This is a genomic window from uncultured Bacteroides sp., assembly GCF_905207245.1.
GTDB lineage: Bacteria > Bacteroidota > Bacteroidia > Bacteroidales > Bacteroidaceae > Bacteroides.
Genome location: NZ_CAJLKP010000007.1, coordinates 68,605 through 91,235 on the forward strand (window position 1 = coordinate 68,605; position 22,631 = coordinate 91,235).

At 44.5% G+C, this 22,631-nt stretch carries 12 protein-coding genes and 1 pseudogene; 11 read left to right on the forward strand and 2 right to left on the reverse strand.

Annotated elements, in window-relative coordinates; genetic code table 11:
* Positions 1-35: 35 nt before the first annotated feature.
* Positions 36-857: an AraC family transcriptional regulator gene (locus QZ135_RS03905; RefSeq protein WP_294606101.1), complete on the forward strand. Its 822-nt coding sequence runs from the start codon at positions 36-38 to the stop codon at positions 855-857.
* A gap of 145 nt (positions 858-1,002) precedes the next feature.
* Positions 1,003-1,572 carry a DapH/DapD/GlmU-related protein gene (locus tag QZ135_RS03910; RefSeq protein WP_294606102.1) on the forward strand — a complete coding sequence of 190 codons (570 nt, stop codon included), beginning with the start codon at positions 1,003-1,005 and terminating at the stop codon, positions 1,570-1,572.
* Positions 1,573-1,693: 121 nt separating this feature from the next.
* On the opposite strand, the gene QZ135_RS03915 is transcribed toward QZ135_RS03910, so the two are convergent.
* Positions 1,694-2,956: a hypothetical protein gene (locus QZ135_RS03915; RefSeq protein ID WP_294606103.1), complete on the reverse strand. Its 1,263-nt coding sequence runs from the start codon at positions 2,954-2,956 to the stop codon at positions 1,694-1,696.
* Between the two features lie 737 nt (positions 2,957-3,693).
* On the opposite strand from QZ135_RS03915, the gene QZ135_RS03920 reads away from it, so the two are divergent.
* The 8 genes and pseudogenes from QZ135_RS03920 to QZ135_RS03955 all read left to right on the forward strand — a co-directional run bounded on the left by QZ135_RS03920 (position 3,694) and on the right by QZ135_RS03955 (position 19,387).
* On the forward strand, positions 3,694-4,185 hold the full coding sequence (locus QZ135_RS03920) for a prolyl-tRNA synthetase associated domain-containing protein (protein WP_294606104.1): 492 nt from the start codon (positions 3,694-3,696) through the stop codon (positions 4,183-4,185).
* A gap of 291 nt (positions 4,186-4,476) precedes the next feature.
* Positions 4,477-6,135: pseudogene (locus tag QZ135_RS03925) on the forward strand (DUF6377 domain-containing protein).
* 250 nt (positions 6,136-6,385) lie between these two features.
* Positions 6,386-9,385 carry a TonB-dependent receptor gene (locus QZ135_RS03930; protein WP_294606105.1) on the forward strand — a complete coding sequence of 1,000 codons (3,000 nt, stop codon included), beginning with the start codon at positions 6,386-6,388 and terminating at the stop codon, positions 9,383-9,385.
* A gap of 11 nt (positions 9,386-9,396) precedes the next feature.
* Entirely contained in the window at positions 9,397-10,887 is a 1,491-nt protein-coding gene (locus tag QZ135_RS03935) for a RagB/SusD family nutrient uptake outer membrane protein (RefSeq protein WP_029428161.1), read from the forward strand.
* Between the two features lie 22 nt (positions 10,888-10,909).
* Complete coding sequence (locus QZ135_RS03940) at positions 10,910-12,403, forward strand: SusF/SusE family outer membrane protein (protein ID WP_294606106.1); 1,494 nt, start codon at positions 10,910-10,912, stop codon at positions 12,401-12,403.
* A 120-nt stretch (positions 12,404-12,523) separates the two neighbouring features.
* The gene (locus QZ135_RS03945; protein ID WP_294606107.1) at positions 12,524-14,314 is read left to right on the forward strand and encodes a glycoside hydrolase family 66 protein; all 1,791 of its coding nucleotides are present in this window, start codon (positions 12,524-12,526) and stop codon (positions 14,312-14,314) included.
* A 341-nt stretch (positions 14,315-14,655) separates the two neighbouring features.
* Positions 14,656-17,154, forward strand: a complete 2,499-nt coding sequence (locus tag QZ135_RS03950) for a TIM-barrel domain-containing protein (protein ID WP_294606108.1) — start codon at positions 14,656-14,658, stop codon at positions 17,152-17,154.
* Positions 17,155-17,233: 79 nt separating this feature from the next.
* Complete coding sequence (locus QZ135_RS03955) at positions 17,234-19,387, forward strand: glycoside hydrolase family 97 protein (RefSeq protein ID WP_294606109.1); 2,154 nt, start codon at positions 17,234-17,236, stop codon at positions 19,385-19,387.
* Between the two features lie 307 nt (positions 19,388-19,694).
* Here the strand turns inward: QZ135_RS03955 and QZ135_RS03960 are convergent, their stop codons facing one another.
* Positions 19,695-20,405 carry a DUF169 domain-containing protein gene (locus QZ135_RS03960; protein ID WP_294606110.1) on the reverse strand — a complete coding sequence of 237 codons (711 nt, stop codon included), beginning with the start codon at positions 20,403-20,405 and terminating at the stop codon, positions 19,695-19,697.
* A gap of 101 nt (positions 20,406-20,506) precedes the next feature.
* Here QZ135_RS03960 and QZ135_RS03965 point away from each other — a divergent pair, with 101 nt between their 5' ends.
* Positions 20,507-22,531, forward strand: coding sequence for a glycoside hydrolase family 65 protein (locus tag QZ135_RS03965; RefSeq protein WP_294606141.1), 2,025 nt, complete (start codon positions 20,507-20,509; stop codon positions 22,529-22,531).
* The last annotated feature ends 100 nt before the right edge of the window (positions 22,532-22,631 follow it).

Below are 22,631 nucleotides of genomic sequence, written 5' to 3' on the forward strand. Positions count from 1 at the left end.
GATTCGCATTAGTCAATTAAACTTGAGTAAAATAAATGGAGGACGGAATTAATACACTGCGTTATTCGGATATCTTTTTGGCAATGTACTTCAATGAGGGAGTGAGTTGCCTGCATCGGAATCATTCACACGTGTTGGTCTATATGTATTCCGGTGAACTGGAAATCAATGAACGGGGGAGAATCACCCGCTTATACAAAGGAGACTGCGCATTTATCCGCAAGGATTTCAGCGTACAGATGACGAAACAGGCGAGAGACGGTGAACAATTTAAAGCTATTTTCCTGATGTTCACCACAAAATTCCTGCGTGATTTTTACAATCAGTTAGACAAAGATACAATACCCGAGGAGGCGAAACGAGAGAAGGTAAGTCTTTGCAAACTACCATCCAATCGCCCCGATATTGTAAGCTTGTTCGAGTCTATGACTCCTTATTTCAATTCAAACATTCAGCCTACAGATAAGTTACTCCAATTGAAAATGACTGAGGGGCTTTATGTACTGCTCAATACCAGTAAAAACCTTTATGCTTCCATTTTTGACTTTACCGATCCTTGGAAGATTGATATTCTTGAATTTTTGGAACGAAATTACATGAATGATCTGTCAATAGAAGAAATAGCCAACTACACGGGACGCAGTCTCTCCACGTTCAAACGGGATTTCAGGAAATATAGCAATCTCTCTCCGCAGAAATGGTTGATACAACGCCGTCTTGAAGCCGCGCACGAGTTGATAAGGAGAGGTGGACGCAGAGTGTCGGAGATTTGTTTTGAAGTGGGTTTTAAAAACCTTTCTCACTTCTCGAAGATATATAAGGGAATGTATGGGGTGCCTCCGACAGAGGAGATATAAGAAAATATCGTGAGCCTTACAATTTTTGACGTTGCAAGGCTTTTTTATTTATGACCTTCCGAACAAAATACTTTGAGCCGTGCAACAAAGTCCATGTATCCTGTTTCACGTACCTTTGCCGCAGAATATTAAAAACAAAGAAGCTATGAACGATATTTTTGTAAAAGATTTAAGTGGTGAGATGGTTTCACCTAATGAACTGGGCTATGACGAACTGATAACTGACATCTTCGCCACAATGAAGACCGCAACCGAAATGAATACAGGTTATCACACTCCCGAAGTAGTGCATGAATATATGGGACGTATTTTGGGTAAGGAACTGGATGCAAGTACCACTGTTCTGCCGCCACTCTACATTGATTACGGAAAGCCCGTAACTATCGGTAAGGGATGCTTCATCCAGCAATGCTGCACGTTTTTCGGACGAGGTGGAATTACGATAGGTAATGAGGTGTTTATCGGACCGAAAGTGAATCTGATTACGATTAACCATGACGTGAATCCGGAGAGCCGTAGTGCCACATACGGTCGCCCGATTGTGATTGAAGACAAGGTTTGGATAGGTATAAATTCCACGATACTACCGGGCGTTAAGATTGGTTACGGAGCCATTGTGGGAGCCGGTAGTGTGGTGACAAAGGATGTTCCTGCGATGACAATTGTGGCCGGCAATCCTGCGCGGATCATCAAAAAGATAGAGATAACCGGGTAGGAGTGGAGGTCGCATTTAAAATAATCCTCTTTGGTTGTGAATTGACTATATTCTGTCATATTAAAAAATCCTGTACATATTAATATAACGTACAGGATTTTTCTATTGTAGCGATGAGTATTTAGTGCATAATGAAATTGCGGAAAAATCGCCAGCAAGCAATGTACATGATGCCAATACCTGTAAGCAAGTAAGCTAAAATAACAATAAATACAGAGGCTTGTACTTGCGAGTAATCATCATAACGATATTTATTATCTCCGGTAATAGTATCAATGGGGTCTTGAGTATCAAATATATAAGTGATAACTTTCGCATTTCCTACAATTTGTGCCAATGTGCCTAAAAATCCGGTTGGAGCATGAGAGCAATTAGCCACTTTATTCAGTATAAGATATTGAGGAGCAAAAGAGGCAAAATAATAAACGGCTATTGCCCCTGCAAAAAGAATGGCAATCAAAATATCACTCATCAAATAACCCACCAATAGTGTTGCAATACCAGCGGCTACCATGACGGAATATGAACCGTCGAACAAACGTCTCTGACTATTTGTAAGGATATGTGCGTATCGCTGTAAATCAGATATTACTTCAGGATGGGTAGAAGCTACATCTATTGCTTGACGTAAATAGTCGGCACACTTTTTATATTGCTTTTTCTTTAATACAACCAGGTATGAAGCATCGTTCGGATGATTCTGAAATACGGTTAGTTCTTGGCGTAACTTGTCAAGCAATCCTTTGGCTTGCGCATCTTCTGCCGGAGAACTTTGGGAGTCTTTTCCGTTAGAACGTCTGATTGTCGAGAAGTATTCTGAAGTGTATACCTGATCGAACTCACTTTTCTTGTTGATTATGAAAAGACTATAACCTATCATAATCACAATCAGGATCATTGCCCCCACAATACCGGTCCAATTAATAGGAGATGATGTTTCATTGTCAACTTCATTAATAATGGGGCTCTCGGCACTTGTTTCCTGATTTTGAATATCCGACTTCCTGAGTAGAAGTTTATCAGGTAAACCGTTTGCTCCGTTTGTGTTGAGTTCAATAGACTGATTGGTAGAATTATAGGTCATTTGCATTCTAAATTCTCCCATTTCAGTATCAAATACTTTTTGTAGTAAAGCATTGTTGCCTTCTACTTTAACTTCTTCTATCGAATAGTAACTGCCATCGGAAAAGGCAAATGTTCCGTAGCACAAGGCTCCATTCATATCGAATCCGTTTTCAACACTTTTCTGATACAGGTCAAGCTGGATAGTTCCGCTTTTTTCTCCTTGTTCATACAGCCATGTACCTTTAAAAGTCTTTTGCTGTGCTGTTATCATGGTAATGCCCATGAAACAAAGGAATAATACTATGGTTATTCGTTTCATATTACTTGTTTTTTTAGTTTTGATGTTTTCACTAATTTCTTGTTATTATTAGATACAGTTATTAGAGGGAGATTGCATCTAAGAAGGAGGGGGTTTTACATGATTCCCCGTAGGAGCATTGAATAGAATAGAGCATGAAAAGGAGAAATGCCCCCTTGCCTGTGCGTTTGTCCTGTTGGCTGTTTCCATTACAGATATAAGTATTATATGCCCGTCAATTCCCCAAAGCAAGCGGGTTATAAAATAGAAGAACGTGGGAACTGTTACTATGGCATCCATATTTCGAGGCTCTGGTAAAGCCCACCTACGATGATAACAAGCAACAGTCCCACGCTCCATACGGATATATAACAAATATATATATACGATGTGCGTGAGACCCGTTTACTTATTATTAACTCGTAGGTTTGAAATTTACCAGATTCCGAAATATGAGTAATAATAAAAACGTCCTCAAAAAATAAAGTGTCGCTTCTTTTTCATTAGAAGCCAACACAATACAAATATAAAGATTTAAACATTTGTATAGATTGCATAGAACGTAAAATTACTTTTTATTAACGTAAGCATGGCTAAGTATAGCTAATCTAATCTTCTCCTTTTATATTTAAATAATCCTCTTATTAACACCCGGAAAAAAGAATTGATTATCTTTGTAATCCTATGCCTAAGATATTCATTAAGTGCTTTAGGCTCTTAATGAAAAGAAAAATAGACCGAAAAATGAAAAGCTACCAATGAAACAAGAAATCTACAATACACTTGACAGGTTAGGTATCGATTACACCCGTTTAGAACATCCTCCCATTATGACTATGGAAGAAGGTATGACGATAGCGCAGGAATTGGGTGTTACATCCTGTAAGAATCTGTTTTTGGTCAACAAACAGAAAGAATATTTTTTGCTTCTACTTTCGGGAAATAAAAAACTATCAGCCAAAAGTATTGCAGAGCAAACAGGAAGTTCACACCTTTCTTTCGCTTCTGATGAAGATATGGAAACACTCCTTTTTACAATACCCGGAGCTGTAAGTATTCTTGGACTTATTTATGACAAAGAGAATAAGGTTAAATTATTAATTGATAAAGACGTTATCCAGGCAGATTATATAGGCTGTCATCCATGTGAAAATACTTGTAGCCTGAAACTAAGGACAAAAGATATATTAGATGTTTTACTTCCAGCGATTAATCATGCTGATTTTGAAGAAATAAATACGGAACTATAAATGAATGTAAATAAGCGGGGTTAAAAGAATTTTCGAAAGTATGAAAATGTTACATGGCAATGTCGGGACGGAATATAGTAAAAACGATCTATATCCGCTCAGGAGATAGCTGTAGCCCTGCCAGAAGGACGGTTTACTAACACTGGTGATTGAAGAATGTTATTTGACAAGTAATGCTTTACCTTTAAAGATATTCTGATTTAAGTGCTATCCGCATGGGATTCTATTAAATTTTACTTATTTTTGCATAGAACTTCTTGTAGAAGTAACCTTTAACCAATCGAAACTCAGATGAAGAAAATACTCACATTCTTATATATATTATGCTGTGTATGTATGTGTCAGCTTCATGCCGCCAACAATGTTGTAGACTCCCTCTTATCCCAACTGGACCATGTAATTCAAAACCGTCCTGTATACATCGAGCAAAAAGAAAAGAAGCTGAACGACCTGAGACGAGCCTTGAGACAACGTATCTCTGACGAAAACCGCTTTACCCTGTTGGGGGAATATCTGGATGAATACCGTTCCTACAACACCGACTCTTCGCTCTACATCTCACGCGAGAGATACCAGGTAGCCCTGCGACTGAAAAACAAGGAACATCAGGACAACGCCCTCATGAACACTGCCGAGATTATGGGTACGGCAGGCATGTATAAAGAAGCAATCGACCTGATGCACAACGTACAAATCAATCAACTGCCGGATGAACTCCACCCATATTATTACCATATTTACCGTACCGTCTATGGCCTCATGGCCGATTACGCCGTTACGGAACAGGAGAAAAAACTTTATGCCGAGATAACGGATAGATACCGTGATTCCCTGTTGCTGGTCAACAAAGACAATCTTTTGGTGTACACGCTGATTCAGTCCGACCAGCACAATGTGCGGGGCGAGTTCGATAAAGCCATCCAGTTATTGACCGACTATCTGGCGGGACAGATAGACAATGTGCACGATGTGGCAATCTGTGCCTACACTTTATCAGAATCATACCGCCTGAAAGAAGACACAGAAAAAGAGAAAGAGTATTTGATTCTTTCCTCCATTGCAGACATGAAGTCCGCAGTGCGCGAATATATTTCTTTGAGGAAACTGGCTGTGTTGCTCTATCAGTAAGGAGACATAGACCGTGCCTATTCATATCTGAAATTGTGTATGGACGATGCCGTGTTCTGCAACGCCCGGTTGCGTATTCTGGAAATCCTGCAAATCTTTCCCCTCATCAACGACACTTACCAGCAAAAGGCCGAAAAGCAACAGGAACAAATGAAATGGGCGTTAGTCTCTATCAGCTTGCTGTCCATCTTCCTGCTGATTGCCATCTTCTATGTGTATAAGCAAATGAAACGCGTAGCAGCCGCACGCCACGAAGTGATAGATGCCAACAAGCGTCTGAAAGAATTGAATGAAGAACTCCATCGCTACAATCTGCAACTGAAAGAAGCCAACCACATCATTGCCGAAAACTCCTACCTGAAAGAGGAATACATCGGCCGCTATATGGACCAGTGTTCCGTATATCTGGAAAAGATGGACAACTATCGGCGTTCACTGGGCAAGATAGCCGCTACGGGCAAGGTAGATGAGCTATACAAAAACATCAAATCTTCCAAGTTCATAGAAGAGGAACTGAAAGAGTTTTATGCCAATTTTGATAATACCTTCTTGCAACTGTTTCCCACTTTTGTAGAAGACTTCAACACCCTGCTTGCCGAAGGGGAGCAGATTTACCCCAAGGCCAACGAACGAATGAGTACCGAACTGCGTATCTTCGCCCTTATCCGTTTGGGAATTACCGACAGTGTGAAGATTGCCCAATTCCTGCGCTATTCTGTGACTACCATTTATAATTACCGTACCAAAGTTCGCAATAAAGCTGCAGGCGACCGTGACCAACTGGAACAGGAAGTAATGAAAATAGGTAAGTCGAGAGACTAAAACCACACTTTTAAGGCATATAAGTGTCTTTCTTACGCTTATATTTTTACTACTTTTTTGGAACAATGCATCTTCTTGATAACATTGATTATTAGTGTTTTATGTCTTATAAAACGCCTGAAACTACTACTTTTTCACTCTTTTCCCCCTTATTGCTTCCTCTTATCAGATACATTTGCATTGTTCCTTCACAGAGGGGACAAATGTATGTGAATCTATATTTTTATTATTAACTTTAAACTCTTATATTATGCAAAAGTACAAAATGCCGATCAGGCTTCGAATCATGGTTTGTCTGATAGGAATGTTACTTCCGATGTGCATGTTCGCACAGCAAATCACAGTACAAGGTGTAGTGAAAGACCAGACCGGAGAAACCGTTATCGGTGCCAGTGTGGTGCAGAAGAACACAACGAACGGTACGATAACGGGTATTGATGGCGATTTCTCGCTGAATGTGCCTTCGGATGCCGTTATAGTAGTTTCATTCGTGGGCTATAAGTCTTTGGAAGTTCCCGTAAAAGGACAGAAACAGATTATAGTAACACTCTCGGAAGACAGTGAGATGCTGGACGAAGTGGTGGTTATCGGTTATGGAACCATGAAGAAAAGTGACCTCACCGGTGCTGTTTCCTCTTTGGGAAGCAAGGACATCAAAGATGCTCCCGTTTCTAATCTGGGACAAGCCATTCAGGGCCGCATCTCCGGTGTGCAGGTAGTGGATGCCGGAAAGCCCGGTGACAATGTATCTATCAAGATTCGTGGTCTGGGTTCCATTAATAACTGCGATCCGCTGGTGGTGATTGACGGTGTGCCTACCGACCTGGGTCTGTCTTCACTGAACATGGCGGATGTGGAACGCCTGGACGTATTGAAAGACGCATCGGCTACAGCCATTTACGGTTCGCGTGGAGCCAATGGGGTAGTGATGATCACCACCAAGCGTGGAACGGAAGGGAAAGGCAAATTGTCGGTATCGGCTAATTGTGCTTTCCAGAATGCCACGAACGTTCCTTCTTTGCTGAACGCAAGCCAGTATGCCGATTTGAGTAATGATATGATGGTGAACAGCGGTCGCAACCCGAACCCGAATTGGGCAAATCCTTCGGAACTGGGTGCAGGTACCGACTGGATGGACGAATTGCTGCGCACGGGTGTGATGCAGAACTATACGGTAAGTTATTCCGGAGGAAATGAGAAGTCTCATTATTATGTGTCCGGTGGTTTTCTCGATCAGTCGGGTACGGTGCGCAGTGTAAACTATCGCCGTTTTACGTTTCAGTCCAACAGCGACGCACAGGTGCTGAAGTGGTTGAAGTTTTCCAATAATATCACTTTCAGTACTGATACGAAGGATTCGGGCAGCTATAATATCGGTGATGCACTGAAAGCTCTTCCCGTTCTTCCTGTGAAGAATGAAGACGGCTCATGGAGTGGCCCGGAAGGTAATTCGGAATGGTACGGTAGCATCCGCAACCCGATAGGGCCTACGCAACTGAACAAGAGCCAGACGAAAGGTTATAACTTCCTTGCCAACCTGACGGCGGAACTGACTTTTACCAAATGGCTGAAATTCAAGAGTACTTTCGGTTACGATGCCAAATTCTGGTTCATCGATAACTTCACTCCGAAATATAATTGGAAGCCTATTCCGACGGAAGAAACTTCACGTTACAAGAGCGATAATAAATCATTCACTTACCTGTGGGATAACTATTTCCTATTCGACCATACTTTTGCAGAAAAGCATCGTGTGGGAGTGATGGCAGGTTCATCTGCACAGTGGAATGAGAATGATTACCTGAATGCGCAGAAGAACGTCTTCATGTTCGACAATGTGCATGAAATGGATAACGGTCAGGAGATGTACGCCATTGGCGGCAGTTCCAATGAATGGGCATTGCTCTCTTACATGGCACGTATCAACTACTCTTACGAAGACCGCTATATGCTGACGGCAACTGTCCGTCGCGATGGTTCCAGCCGTTTCGGTAAAAAGAACCGTTGGGGTACTTTCCCTTCTGTATCTGCCGCATGGCGCATTTCACAGGAAAGCTGGTTCCCGAAGAATGACGTTGTGAACGACCTGAAAATACGTGTAGGATATGGAGTGACGGGTAGCCAGGCAAGTGTCGGCAATTATAGTTACCTGGCATCTTACAATACCAGTGTATATCCATTCGGAACAACGAGCGGCAATCAGACCGCATTGGTTTCTTCTACGCTTGCCAATCCTTACATCCATTGGGAAGAGGTGGCACAGACGAATATCGGTTTTGATGCTTCCCTGTTCAATTCACGGATCGTATTCTCACTGGATGCTTATCTGAAAGAGACAAGGGATATGTTGGTAAAGGCATCCATTCCCATCACATCGGGATTTGAAGATACCACCACCACTTATACGAATGCCGGTAAAGTGCGCAACCAGGGCTTGGAAATGAGTCTACACACCATCAACCTGACCGGAGAACTGGGTTGGGAAACAAACGTGACCGCCACTTATAATAAGAATAAGATTAAGGACCTGAACAGCGCGGTTCCTTACTATATCAACCAGATCAATAACTCGTATGTCACGATGCTGGCAAAAGACTATCCGATTAATGCCTTCTACGGCTACGTGACGGACGGCTTGTTCCAAAACCAGGCGGAAGTGGATGCGCATGCCGTGCAGCCGGGAGCTGAACCGGGTGATATCCGTTTCAGGGATTTGAACAACGACGGTGTCATCAACGATAGTGACCGCACGGTGATTGGCAATCCCAATCCCAGTTGGTTCTTCTCAATGAACAATAACTTGTCTTATAAAGGATTCGAACTTTCCGTATTCCTTCAGGGAGTGGCCGGCAATAAGATTTATAACGCCAACAATATCGACAATGTCGGTATGGCTGCCGCATACAACCAGACGACTGATGTACTGAACCGTTGGCGCGGAGAGGGGACAAGCTACTCCATGCCGCGTGCCGTGTTCGGCGATCCTAACCAGAACTGCCGTGTATCCGACCGCTTTGTAGAAGACGGATCTTACTTGCGTGTGAAGAACATCACTCTCTCTTATACCTTCCCGAAACAATGGTTGCAGAAGTTGCAGATAGAGAATGCACGCCTTTCCCTTTCCTGTGAGAATGTGGCTACCATTACCGGGTATTCCGGTTTCGATCCGGAGGTGGATATCAACGGTATTGATTTGTCCCGTTATCCCATTTCCCGTACATTCAGTGTAGGATTAAACTTTAACTTTTAATTGATTTGGATATGAAAAAGATAACAAACTTACTATACGTGCTGGCTGTATTGATGCTGGTATCATGTAATGACTTCCTGGATAAGTCGCCCAAATATGCCGTTGACCCTGAAACAACCGTGACCGATGATGTGGCCGTGGCACTGACAAATGCTTGCTACAAGGCGCTTCAGTCTTCCAATCTTTACAACCAGCGTATGTGGTCGCTGGATATCGTTGCGGGCAACAGCCTGGTAGGTGCAGGCGGTGGTACGGACGGTCTGGAAACCATACAGGCATCCAACTTTATCACGCAGAGCGATAATGGTATGGCCCTGTATATGTGGCGTTCTCCGTGGGTAGGCATCGGGCAGTGTAACATTGTGCTGACCAGTCTTCCGCAGGCCGAAGCCGTATCGGAAAGCATAAAGAACCGTTGTATGGGTGAAGCATATTTCCTTCGTGCCCATTACTATTATATCTTAGCCCGTTTGTATGGCGGCGTTCCTTTGCGTCTGGAACCTTATAATCCGGGTGAATCTACTGCAATAGCACGCACTACGTTGGATCAGACTTATGAGCAGATCATTTCGGACTGTAAGAATGCGGTCGATTTGCTTCCGGCGAAAGCGGAATATAATGAAGAAGAAAAAGGACGTGCCTGTAAGGATGCCGCCCTTGCCATGCTGGCGGATATCTACTTGACACTGGCTCCTAACCATACGAGCTATTATGAAGACGTGGTGGAACTGTGCAATGAGATTACGAACCTGGGTTACGACCTTTCCACCTGTAAGTATGAAAATAACTTCGATGCTACCATCAATAACGGTCCCGAATCTCTGTTTGAAGTGCAGTATTCCGGAAGTACGGAATATGATTTCTGGGGAACGGACGGTCAGTCTTCCTGGCTTTCCACTTTTATGGGACCCCGTAACTCGGACTTTGTTGCAGGCAGCTACGGCTGGAACCAGCCTACGGAAGAATTTGTGAGCCAGTATGAAGAAGGTGACAAACGGAAAGAGCTGACGGTTCTTTATGCAGGTTGTCCGGACTTCGACGGAAAGACTTACAAGAGTTCTTATTCTAATACCGGATATAACGTACGCAAATTTCTGGTGTCCAAGACCATTTCGCCGGAATACAATACGAACCCCAATAACTTTGTTGTGTACCGCTACGCGGATGTCTTGCTGAAGAAAGCGGAAGCGCTGAATGAAATGGGACAACCCGGGCAAGCGGCCGCTCCCCTGAATATAGTTCGCAAACGTGCCGGACTGCCGGAAGTTTCGGGTCTGTCGCAGGAGGCGATGCGTGAGAAGATTATTCACGAACGGCGCATGGAACTGGCTTTCGAAGGACATCGCTGGTTCGATATGATCCGCGTCAATAATGGAGAGTATGCCATCCGTTTCCTGCAATCCATCGGCAAGAACAGTGTGAACAAGAATCGCCTGTTGTTCCCCATTCCGCAGACGGAAATGGATGCGAATATACTGATGACACAGAATCCGGGTTATTAATCACTTAAATCAGAAGAAGAAGATGAAAAGATATATTTCACATTTAGTATTTGCATTGCTGGGTTGCATGGCACTGTCTGCATGCGTGGACAATGACTATATGGAACTGGACAAGGGGCACAATGAACTGGCGCTTTCCACCAGCAACACGGAAGTCGTTTTGAACGAACAGGCGCATGGCGATGATGCCTTGGAACTCTCCTGGACAACGGGCACGAATTATGGTACGGGAAATAAGATTTCCTATACACTGGAACTTGCCAAGGCGGGCAGTAATTTTGCCGCTTCTTATGTGGCTTTGGAGAGCGTCGGGCAGGAATATACCTGGAAGAAGAACGTGGAGGAATTGAATAACATCCTTCGTGAGCATTTCGGTGCGGAAGCTACTGAAAACATCTCTCTGGAAGCACGCCTGACAGCCAAAGTAACGGATCGGGAAGAGACGCAGGTAGCCACCACCTCTTTTAGTGTCACTGCCTACAAACCGTTGACTTCCACTCTTTACCTGATAGGTGATGCCACTCCCGGCGGTTGGAGTGCGGACGATGCAACGGAAATGACTCGGAAAGACAATGGTATCTTTACATGGACGGGAAAAATGACTGCGGGTTCCTTCAAGTTTATCACTACGTTGGGTTCTTTCTTGCCGTCGTACAACAAAGGAACTGACGGAAAACTGGTGCTTCGTACCAGTGCCGATCAGCCGGACGAACCGTTTACAATTGAAGAGGAGTTCAACTATGTTGTTGAAGCGAATCTGTTTACCGGTGTTGTCACCTTGACTCAGACCGAGAATCTCAGACCGGCTTACGATCAGCTTTATTTCGTTGGAGGTATGAACGATTGGGGATTTGTGCCGATGAAAAAGGATGTGCTCGATCCGTTCCTGTTCCGCTATGCCCGTTTGTTCGATGCAGGCCAGGGTGGGGAATTCAAGTTCGGAACTTCGGAAGGAAGCTGGGAGAATATGTATAAGGCAAAGAATGCCGATGCCGCTTACACCGATACGGAAATGGTATTTGTGAAAGGGTTTGATCCTGACAATAAATGGGTGCTGAAAGATGCCGAGTGTGGTAAGGCCTATAAGCTATGTGTCGATATCCGTGTAGGGAAAGAGCGCATGATGATGAGCGAATTTGTTCCTTATGAGATGATTTATATGGTAGGGGATGCTGCGCCTGCGGGATGGAGCATTGGAGATGCCACGCCGATGCAGGCCACGGATAATCCGTATGTATTTACCTGGCAAGGTGTACTGAATGTGGGTGAGTTGAAGCTGACCTGTGATAAGAAAGAGGACTGGAACGGTGCCTGGTTTATGCCGACCGTAGCTGATAAGCAGCCTTCGGGCGAGGCAGAACCAATGTTGTTCCTGGATAAGGCCAGCGATGCTTTCAAAGCTCAATATCCGGATGTAATGATTGGAGGCATCGACCTGAAATGGAAGATCACGACGGCAGGTTCTTATAAGATTACTCTGAATCAACTGGAAGAGACGATTTCGATTGTGAAATAGCTACAAGCTACTAGCTACGAGCTACAAGTGCCTTTCGGCATGATAGCCGGGTTATTAGCCCACGAGTACAGCGTAGTAACTTGTAGCTCGTAGCTCGTAGCTAATTAATAATTCAATAGGATGAAATATATAGTTTATGCAATGGCTGCCATGTTCTTTTTGGCTTCGTGCAGCAAAGACAATGATGAAACCGGCGGTGGTAACGGTGGTGGAGGAGAAACAGGAGGAGTGACTGATGTCACTCCCGTTACCTCCGATTTAACCGTGAACCTGACCACTGACAAGGCTTGTTACCGGCCGGGTGAAACCGTTTCTTTCACAGCCGATGCCCTGCCTGCGGGAGCAAAGATACGTTACCGTACTTTGAACAAGGTAATTTCCGAACAGGCAGTCGCAGGCAGTTCCTGGACGTGGACTGCCCCTGCAACGGATTTCACCGGATATCTGGCGGACGTTTATCGCACTAAAGAAGACGGTACGGAAGTCATTCTCGGTACTATTGCCGTCGATGTATCCAGCGACTGGACACGCTTCCCGCGTTATGGCTTTGTCGCCACCTTCGACGCTTCTAAAACGGAAAGTAAAATTCAGGAGGAAATGGCTTTTCTGAACCGCTGCCATATCAATGGTGTGCAGTTTCAGGATTGGCACAACAAGCACCACTGGCCGTTAGGCGGTACGCGTGAACATCTCGATGTGGTATATAAAGATATTGCCAACCGGGATATCTATACACAGTCGGTAAAGGATTATATCCGCATCCAGCACTCGTTTGGAATGAAGGCTATGTTCTATAATCTTTGTTTCGGTGCGCTCGATGATGCAGCCAGTGACGGTGTGAAAGAAGAATGGTACATCTTTAAAGGCACAGGGCATACGGATAAGGATGCGCATACGTTGCCTGACAGTTGGAAGAGCAATATTTATCTGCTCGATCCGGGTAATGCCGAATGGCAGGCATATATTGCCCAGCGCAACGATGATGTTTATGCCAATTTTGACTTTGACGGCTATCAGATAGACCAGTTGGGAAACCGCGGTGATCGCTATGATTACAAGGGGAATAAGGTGAATTTGCCTAAGACTTATGTTTCGTTTATTGAAGCTATGAAGGGGAAACATCCTGATAAGCGCTTGGTGATGAATGCAGTAAGCAGCTATGGCGCATCCCAGATTGCAGGTACGGGGAAAGTGGATTTCCTGTATAATGAAGTTTGGGGGGATGAAGCTGATTTCACGGATTTATATACGATCCTGAAAGCCAACCATCAGTACGGAAATCAGGCACTGAAGACGGTGTTTGCGGCTTATATGAATTATGAAAAAGGTTCCGGCGAGTTCAATATGCCGGGAATCTTGCTGACGGATGCGGTGATGTTTGCTCTGGGAGGTTCGCACCTGGAATTGGGAGGCGACCACATGTTGTGCAGTGAATATTTTCCAAATACCCGTTTGCAGATGAATGATGCCTTGAAGACGGCTGTTGTGCGCTATTATGACTTTATGACTGCTTATCAGAATCTTCTTCGCGATGGCGGGGAGGAGGAGAAGGTAACTTTGGTATGTACGGATGCGAGCAAGAATCTGAATCTGAACACTTGGCCGCCACAGAAATCAGCCATTACTTCTTTCGCCAGAAGGGTGAACGGCAAACAGGTGGTTCATCTGCTGAACTTCCTTAGTGCAAACAGCCTGAGTTGGAGAGATCTGAACGGGACAATGCCCGAACCACGGTTGGTGACTAAAGTGCCCTTGAAGCTGAATGTTGCGGGGAAAGTGAGCAAAGTGTGGGTGGCTACTCCCGACGCACATGCCGGAGCTTCGCAGGAATTAGCTTTTGAACAGAAAGACGGAGCGATAACCTTTACGCTTCCTTCACTGAAATACTGGAGCATGATTGTAATAGAATAAAACGGTTATTGGGGTTGATTCAAAATGGTACAGAAAGGAACTAATTTATCATTTCAAATAGCCTATTTGTCTCATTTTTTCAGCGCTAAAGAGACTTCCTGTTAAACATCTGATTATCAGTTATATTACAGTGATGGTATCTCAGTATACGACTGAGGTAGCCTAAGTATGATACTGAGGTACCCTAAGTATCATACTGAGATACCCTAATTATATGACTGATCTCACAATCGCCCTGTTACGTAAATATTTATCATACACACATAGGATGTTTATCATACAGGATCATCGTTTTGCCCATAACCGTATAGAAAAGAACATATTATAAAAGATATAGAACCATGAGAAAATATATATATTTATTTTTAATACTGTGTAGTCTGTCTCCGAATTTATATTGCGGAAATGTAACGGGAAACTGTACTTCTTATTCGCAGGAAGGGAGAGACGTTACGTTTCATTTAGACGATAATTCGGCTGTGCAGTTGCAACTTTGCAGTTCCTCCGTTGTGCGCGTCTGGTTTTCGCCGGACGGTAAGTTGCAGCGGGGAAATCCTTCCTTTGCGGTGATTAATGAAGAATTGGAAGATGTAGGCACTGTCCGGGTGGACGAACAGAATGCCTGTTATGAGATATTTACACCTAAACTGCGTATCCGCATCAACAAGGCTCCGTTCAGCTTGCAGATATTCGACAAGTATCAGAAGCTCTTGTTTAGCGACTATGCCGACAAGGGGCATATCAGCGATGGAGAACGTAAAGTGGAGTATAAGACTTTGCGCCGGGATGAGCATTTCTTCGGTTTGGGTGAAAAGACCGGCAAGCTGGACCGTCGTGGCGAATATTATAAGATGTGGAACAGTGATAAACCTTGTTACAGCGTTGTGGAAGATCCCCTGTACAAGAGTATCCCTTTCTTTATGAGCAGTTATCGCTATGGTATATTTCTGGATAACACGTATAAGACAGAATTCAAATTCGGCACTGAAAGCCGTGATTATTACAGTTTTGAAGCTCCCGGTGGGGAGATGATTTACTATTTTATCTTCGGTAAGGATTATAAGGAAATCATGAAACAGTATGTCGCATTAACCGGACAACCCATCATGCCTCCGAAGTGGGCACTGGGCTTTGCGCAATGCCGTGGCTTGCTGACTACCGAGAAGCTCTCTTATGAAATAGCCGAAGGATACCGTAAGCGTGGCATTCCTTGCGACATCATCTATCAGGACATTGGCTGGACACAATACCTACAGGACTTCAACTGGCGGAAAGAAAACTATCAGAACCCCAAGAAGATGCTTGCCGACCTCAAAGGGATGGGCTTCAAAGTGATTGTTTCGCAAGACCCTGTCATCTCCCAGGCCAACAAAAAGCAATGGGAAGAAGCGGACCGCCTCGGCTATCTGGTGAAAGACTCCACCACGGGCAGAAGCTATGATATGCCCTGGCCCTGGGGCGGCAACTGCGGTGTGGTGGACTTTACCATTCCCGAAGTGGCGGACTGGTGGGGAGCCTATCAGCAGAAACCGATCAATGACGGTATTGCCGGCTTCTGGACGGATATGGGTGAACCTGCCTGGAGCAATGAGGAACAAACGGAACGCCTTGTCATGAAGCACCACCTGGGTATGCACGATGAAATTCATAACGTGTACGGCCTAACCTGGGACAAGGTGGTAAAGGAACAGTTTGAGAAACGGAATCCGGATCTTCGTGTCTTCCAGATGACACGCGCCGCCTATGCAGGATTACAGCGTTACACCTTCGGCTGGACCGGAGATTGCGGCAATGGAGATGATGTGTTGCAAGGCTGGGGACAGATGGCTAATCAGATCCCGGTACTTTTATCTGCCGGACTGGGTGTGATTCCTTTCGTGGCATGTGACATTTCAGGTTATTGCGGGGATATTGAAGATTATCCCGCCATGGCGGAACTTTATACCCGTTGGGTACAGTTGGGAGCGTTCAATCCTCTGAGCCGTATTCACCATGAAGGAGATGTGGCGGTAGAACCGTGGCTCTTTGGGGAAGAAGCGGAGAAGAACGTTAAAGCTGCCATAGAAATGAAGTATCGCTTGCTGCCTTATATTTATACTTATGCCCGCGAAGCGCATGAAACGGGTTTGCCGATTATGCGCCCCATGTTTATGGAATATCCGGCGGATTTGGAAACGGTTTCTACGGATGCACAATTCATGTTTGGCAGCGAACTGCTGGTGGCTCCGGTGGTGAAGAAGGGGGCAACTAATAAGAATGTTTATCTGCCCGAAGGTACCTGGATTGATTATAATGACAAGCGCACGGAATATAGCGGCGAACAGTGGACTACGGCAAATGCTCCGCTGAATACCATTCCTATGTTTGTGCGTAAAGGAAGCATCATCCCTCAGATGCCTGTGATGAATTATACGGATGAGAAGCCCGTTTATCCGATTACATTTGAGGTATTTCCGGCTGCGGCGGGCGGTGAAACGTCTTTCTCCCTGTATGAAGATGCAGGAACTGATCTGGGATATCAGCGTGGAGAATTTATGCGTACTCCTGTATCTTGCCGGACAACGGAAAAGGGATATGTGCTTGAAATCGGGGAAAGGGCGGGAGAGAAGTATGCCCTTCCGGGAGAACGCAACCTGATGTTTTGCATTTATACCAGTCAGATGCCGAAGGAAGCGCTTATTGACGGACAGAAAGTAAGGAAGATGAAAGCGGAAAAACTGAATGAAGGGATGGAAACGGAGTTCAAGGTTACCGCATGGTGTCCGGATAAGAAACAGAATCTTTGTATGTTGAGATTGCCGGATGACGGGGTGAAACACACGATTGAATTTATTTATTAAACCATATTCCGCATGCTGTTATATGCTGATAGTGTGTATAGGGTAGCATGTGAAACTTAAATTATTAAAAAGTATAGTTATGAGAAAGTTAATGCTTAGTGCAATTTGTCTTCTTTTTGCCTTAGCGGGAAAAGCGGAAGGTGTGTCGTCTCCTTCGGGCCAGGTGAAGCTGGATTTCGAATTATCAAAGAATGGCGCTCCGACCTATCAGGTAGAGTATAAAGGGAAATCCGTGATTAACCCCAGCACCTTGGGACTGGAATTGAAGAATGCCAATAATCTGTTGGATGGTTTTGAAGCCCTGAAAGCTTCTACCTCTACCTTCGACGAAACCTGGCAACCGGTGTGGGGAGAGACGAAAGATATTCGTAATCACTACAACGAATTGCTGGTTGAATTGAAACAACCCGCCACGGATCGTTATATGAACCTTCGTTTTCGTGTATATGATGATGGTGTAGGATTCCGTTATGAGTTTCCGCAACAGAAGAATCTGGTTTACTTCGTGATTAAGGACGAACATACCCGGTTCGCTATGACGGGCGATCATACCGCCTGGTGGATTCCCGGTGATTACGATACTCAGGAATATGATTATACGGAATCCAAACTTTCGGAAATTCGTGGTTTGATGCAGGGAGCCATTACTGATAATGCGTCACAAAACCAGTTTTCACCGACAGGTGTACAGACTTCCCTCCAGATGAAAACGGCTGACGGAATCTATCTCAATCTCCATGAAGCCGCTTTGGTGGATTATTCGTGTATGCATCTGAATCTGGATGATAAGAACCTTATCTTTGAATCCTGGCTGACGCCGGATGCACAGGGTGATAAAGGGTATATGCAGTCACCTTGTCACACTCCGTGGCGTACGGTGATAGTCAGTGATGATGCCCGTGAAATGCTGGCTTCCAATCTGATACTGAATCTGAATGATCCCTGCAAATATGAAGATACATCCTGGATTAAGCCTGTGAAGTATGTAGGCGTATGGTGGGAAATGATTGCGGCAGGCAAGCCGTGGGCTTATACATTTGATCTCCCTTCCGTAAAACTGGATGAAACGGATTATACGAAAGTGAAACCGAATGGTATTCACCCCGCCAATACGGAGAATGTAAAGAAGTACATTGATTTTGCTGCGGAGCATGGTTTCGACCAGGTATTGGTAGAAGGCTGGAATACCGGTTGGGAAGACTGGTTCGGCAACAGCAAGGATTATGTTTTCGACTTTCTCACTCCATATCCTGATTTTGACATCAAATACCTGAATGAGTATGCCCACTCCAAAGGTGTCAAACTGATGATGCACCATGAGACATCGGCTTCCGCACGCAACTACGAACGCCACATGGAGGCTGCCTATGACTTGATGAACCAATACGGTTACAATTCCGTGAAAAGCGGTTATGTGGGCAATATCATTCCACGCGGTGAATATCATTATGGGCAGTGGATGAACAACCATTACCTGTATGCCGTGACCGAAGCTGCCAAGCATAAAATTATGGTGAATGCCCACGAGGCTGTACGGCCTACTGGTTTGTGCCGTACGTATCCGAACCTGATAGGAAATGAATCTGCCCGTGGCACGGAATATGAAGCTTTCGGAGGCAGCAAGCCTTTCCACACGACCATTCTTCCTTTCACCCGTCTGCAAGGCGGACCGATGGATTATACGCCGGGTGTCTTTGAAATGGATATGAATAAACTGAATCCGAATAGTCACGCTCATGTAAACTCTACATTGGCGCGTCAGTTGGCTCTCTATGTCACGATGTACAGCCCTCTGCAAATGGCAGCCGATCTGCCTGAGAACTATGAACGCTTTATGGATGCTTTCCAGTTCATTAAAGATGTGGCTCTGGACTGGGATGACAGCCGATACCTGGAAGCAGAACCGGGACGCTATATCACGGCTGCCCGCAAGGCGAAAGGTACGAATGATTGGTTTATAGGTTGTACCAGCAGTGAGCAGGGACATGCTTCTACTCTGAAACTGGATTTTCTGGATGCTGATAAACAGTATATAGCTACTGTTTATGCGGACGCAAAGGATGCTGATTATAAAACGAATCCGCAGGCTTACGTAATCCGTAAAGGGATTGTTTCTCCTAAGACCGTGCTGAAATTGAAAGCTGCTCCGGGTGGTGGTTACGCTATCAGCATTATGGAGGTTAAGGATAAATCAGCAGTAAAGGGACTGAAAAAACTAAAGGTTGCTCAATAAAGTTGCTTTGCTTGTCAAGTGCATAATTACAGAACATTAACAGAATGGGAGGGCTTTAGCTTTCCCATTTTCATTTTATCTAATAAAGGGTCTGTTTATTCAATACTTCACATATTCCAAACGTATGGACATAAAAAAAGGAGTACCGCTGTACTCCAACCTTTGTTAACCTTAAATCTAATACTATGAAAAACACAGTGCAAAGGTACGGATATTCTGCGTATTTCCAAATGGTTAGACCTATATAAGTGTTTTTATAACACTAATTAAAAGTTAGACATTGTTTCTTTACTTTTTTTTCAAAGTTTTATTCGTTGATACGCTCTTTTATCTTTCCCCAGGCGTGTGTATCGAACAGGCAACTTTCGCGCATGGTGTGATACATCTCTTTGAAACGGGACATGGGAATGGTGAAGCTCAACAGATTGGCTTCAAAGTGGGGACGCACGGATGGATCGAAGAAGCCGAGGAAACAGCGCTTACCGTCTTTTTGGTTTTCGAGAACAGTGAGGGTTACAACGGAACTGCAACCGGAACCGAAAGGAGTAGATACGGTATCGAATGCATTCGTATCATAAAAAGCCCATGTGGTAAGTCCTGACAGGATATCAGGCGTAGCAAGGAACAGCAAACCCTCTACATGATCGAAAGAAGCAAGTTTATCTATCCGGGCAAAATGCAGATAGGCTTTTTCTGTACGCGGTACCTGGATTTGCTTTATGAAATCTGTTACCATTTCAGGAGTCTTTTTGTATTTCTCTTTCAGGGATACGAAGTTAGGTACGTGTATCGGCATTTCCGTGAAGCCGGTGTAGAATTTTCCACCGCCACATCCTATGACGTCGCTGTTCAGGCTGATGGTTTTACCTTCCCTTACCTGTTGCAGACCCTTGAAAAAGCAACCGCCGATTTTTTCTGTTTTGCTTTCCTGTTTGTCAGAGTACCAGAAGGCGATGGGAAGTTCGGCACGTTCACCAAATGCTTCCCGATAATTAGTCATAAAAGTATGTATATCCATGATAACAGAGTTTTGGTTTGGAAGTAAAGATAACGATTGATTGCCGGATTATTGAGGATTTTACTTATTTTTGCATAGAAAACTATAATTCCATATTGATTATGAAAGCACGCATTTCTTGTTTCTTCCTATTTGTTTTTTTCTTTGTGCAGATGGTGAAAGGAGAAGATGACACTTTGTGGCAACTTCATGCCTCTGATATAAATGCTCCTTATGTAGGCGCTCCTATGGCGAATGGTGGAATCGGCATTCTTCCCTGGAAAGAACCTTTCTCTGTGCGGCAGGTGATACTGAATCATGTGTTCGATACGGACGGTCCTCAGGGGGTAAGCCGTGTGTTGAAAGGAATCAATCCTTTCCTGATGTCGATGGATATAGATGGAAAAGAGGTGAATACGGAATGTATCACAAACTGGAAGCAGTGTGTTGATATGAAAGAAGCAACTCATAACAGTAGTTTCCGGGCAGCCGGGAAAGTTGATGTGGATTATAGCATTTGCGCTTTAAGAAATATGCCTTATGCGGGGCTTATCCGTGTGGATGTAAAGGCTCTGTCCGATGTATCCCTGAAAGTTGCTGCCCGGATGGATATTCCCCAAGAATACAGTCAGCCGACACAGCGCTTCCGGAAAATGAGGGCGGATGATACACAAATGTATATGCTGCAATCTTATGCTGTATCTGCTCATCGGCAACAAAAAGTTTCCGCTTCTTCCGCTTTTATTTTTAATAAGGGAGAAGCGCAGGAGCCTCTTTATGATGAAGTGACTAAAGAGATGTCTTTTGTGTTGAATCTGAAGAAAGGAGAGCGGATGTCTTTTGCCTTGGTGGGTTCGGTATGCTCCGCCCGTGACTTTATCGATCCGTATAATGAGGCTGAACGGCAGGTGATTTATGCTATTCATGAAGGTACAACTTCACTGATGACTGCACATCGCCGTCTTTGGAGTGAATTGTGGGAAAGCGATATCCTGATAGAAGGGGATGACGAAGCACAACGGGCGGTTCGGTTTGCACTTTTCAACCTTTATTCTTCTTGCAGGGAAGGAAGCGGATTGAGCATTTCTCCCATGGGACTTTCTTCGCAAGGTTACAATGGACATATATTCTGGGATTCGGAACTTTGGATGTTTCCCCCGATGCTGTTGCTGAATAGGGGAATTGCAGAATCTATGATCGATTATCGTATTGAACGCTTAATGGCCGCCCGTAAGAAAGCAATGGCATACGGCTTCAAGGGAGCTATGTTTCCCTGGGAGAGTGATGATTACGGGGAAGAATCAACTCCTACTTTTGCTTTGACAGGCCCTCTGGAACATCATATCACTGCGGATATCAGTATTGCTTGCTGGAATTATTATTGCCTTACCCGTGACGGACAGTGGCTACGGACAAAAGCATTTCCGCTGATGAAAGCGGTTGCTGACTTTTGGGTAAGCCGTGTGATGCGTAATGATGACGGTTCTTATTCCATTTGCAATGTAGTGGGAGCCGACGAATATGCAAATGGGGTGGATGATAATGCTTTCACGAACGGTGCGGCTATCCGGGCTTTGGAATATGCTTGTGAGGCGGCAAAGATATGTAATGAGCCTGTTCCGGAAATATGGGAAGAAGTGGGCAAGGGCATCCGTATTCTTCGTTTTAAAGATGGAGTTACTCGTGAGCATGCCACATACAATGGTGAGATGATAAAGCAGGCTGATGTGAATTTATTGGGATATCCATTGTATTTTGTCGGGGATGCTGAATCGCAAAAGAAGGATATGGAATATTATGTCGATAAGATTGATCCGCAGAATGGTCCGGCCATGTCTTATTCCGTATTCTGTGTGCAGTATGCCCGGATGGGGGATGCGAAGCGTGCCTATGAGATGTTCTGCCGTTGCTATCAGCCGAACTTGCGTGCGCCTTTCGGTGTATTGGCGGAAACGCCCACCAGTGATAATCCTTACTTTATGACGGGAGCAGGCGGATTGCTGCAAGCTGTTATAAACGGTTTCTGTGGATTGCAGATAACAGATGACGGTGTGGAGCAATTATCTTCCGTACTTCCTGCACATTGGAAAAAGGTTACGGTGAAAGGAGTAGGACCGGAGAAAAAGATGTATGTACGTGAGAGGTAAGGAAACGTACGGGCATAAAAAAAGGAGTACCGCTGTACTCCAACCTTTGTTAACCTTAAATCTAATACTATGAAAAACACAATGCAAAGATACGTACTTT

Coding starts and splice junctions, on each gene's coding strand:
- QZ135_RS03905 (WP_294606101.1), top strand. CDS start 36: ATGGAGGACGGAATTAATACACTGCGTTATTCGGATATCTTTTTGGCA.
- QZ135_RS03910 (WP_294606102.1), top strand. CDS start 1,003: ATGAACGATATTTTTGTAAAAGATTTAAGTGGTGAGATGGTTTCACCT.
- QZ135_RS03915 (WP_294606103.1), bottom strand. CDS start 2,956: ATGAAACGAATAACCATAGTATTATTCCTTTGTTTCATGGGCATTACC.
- QZ135_RS03920 (WP_294606104.1), top strand. CDS start 3,694: ATGAAACAAGAAATCTACAATACACTTGACAGGTTAGGTATCGATTAC.
- QZ135_RS03930 (WP_294606105.1), top strand. CDS start 6,386: ATGCAAAAGTACAAAATGCCGATCAGGCTTCGAATCATGGTTTGTCTG.
- QZ135_RS03935 (WP_029428161.1), top strand. CDS start 9,397: ATGAAAAAGATAACAAACTTACTATACGTGCTGGCTGTATTGATGCTG.
- QZ135_RS03940 (WP_294606106.1), top strand. CDS start 10,910: ATGAAAAGATATATTTCACATTTAGTATTTGCATTGCTGGGTTGCATG.
- QZ135_RS03945 (WP_294606107.1), top strand. CDS start 12,524: ATGAAATATATAGTTTATGCAATGGCTGCCATGTTCTTTTTGGCTTCG.
- QZ135_RS03950 (WP_294606108.1), top strand. CDS start 14,656: ATGAGAAAATATATATATTTATTTTTAATACTGTGTAGTCTGTCTCCG.
- QZ135_RS03955 (WP_294606109.1), top strand. CDS start 17,234: ATGAGAAAGTTAATGCTTAGTGCAATTTGTCTTCTTTTTGCCTTAGCG.
- QZ135_RS03960 (WP_294606110.1), bottom strand. CDS start 20,405: ATGGATATACATACTTTTATGACTAATTATCGGGAAGCATTTGGTGAA.
- QZ135_RS03965 (WP_294606141.1), top strand. CDS start 20,507: ATGAAAGCACGCATTTCTTGTTTCTTCCTATTTGTTTTTTTCTTTGTG.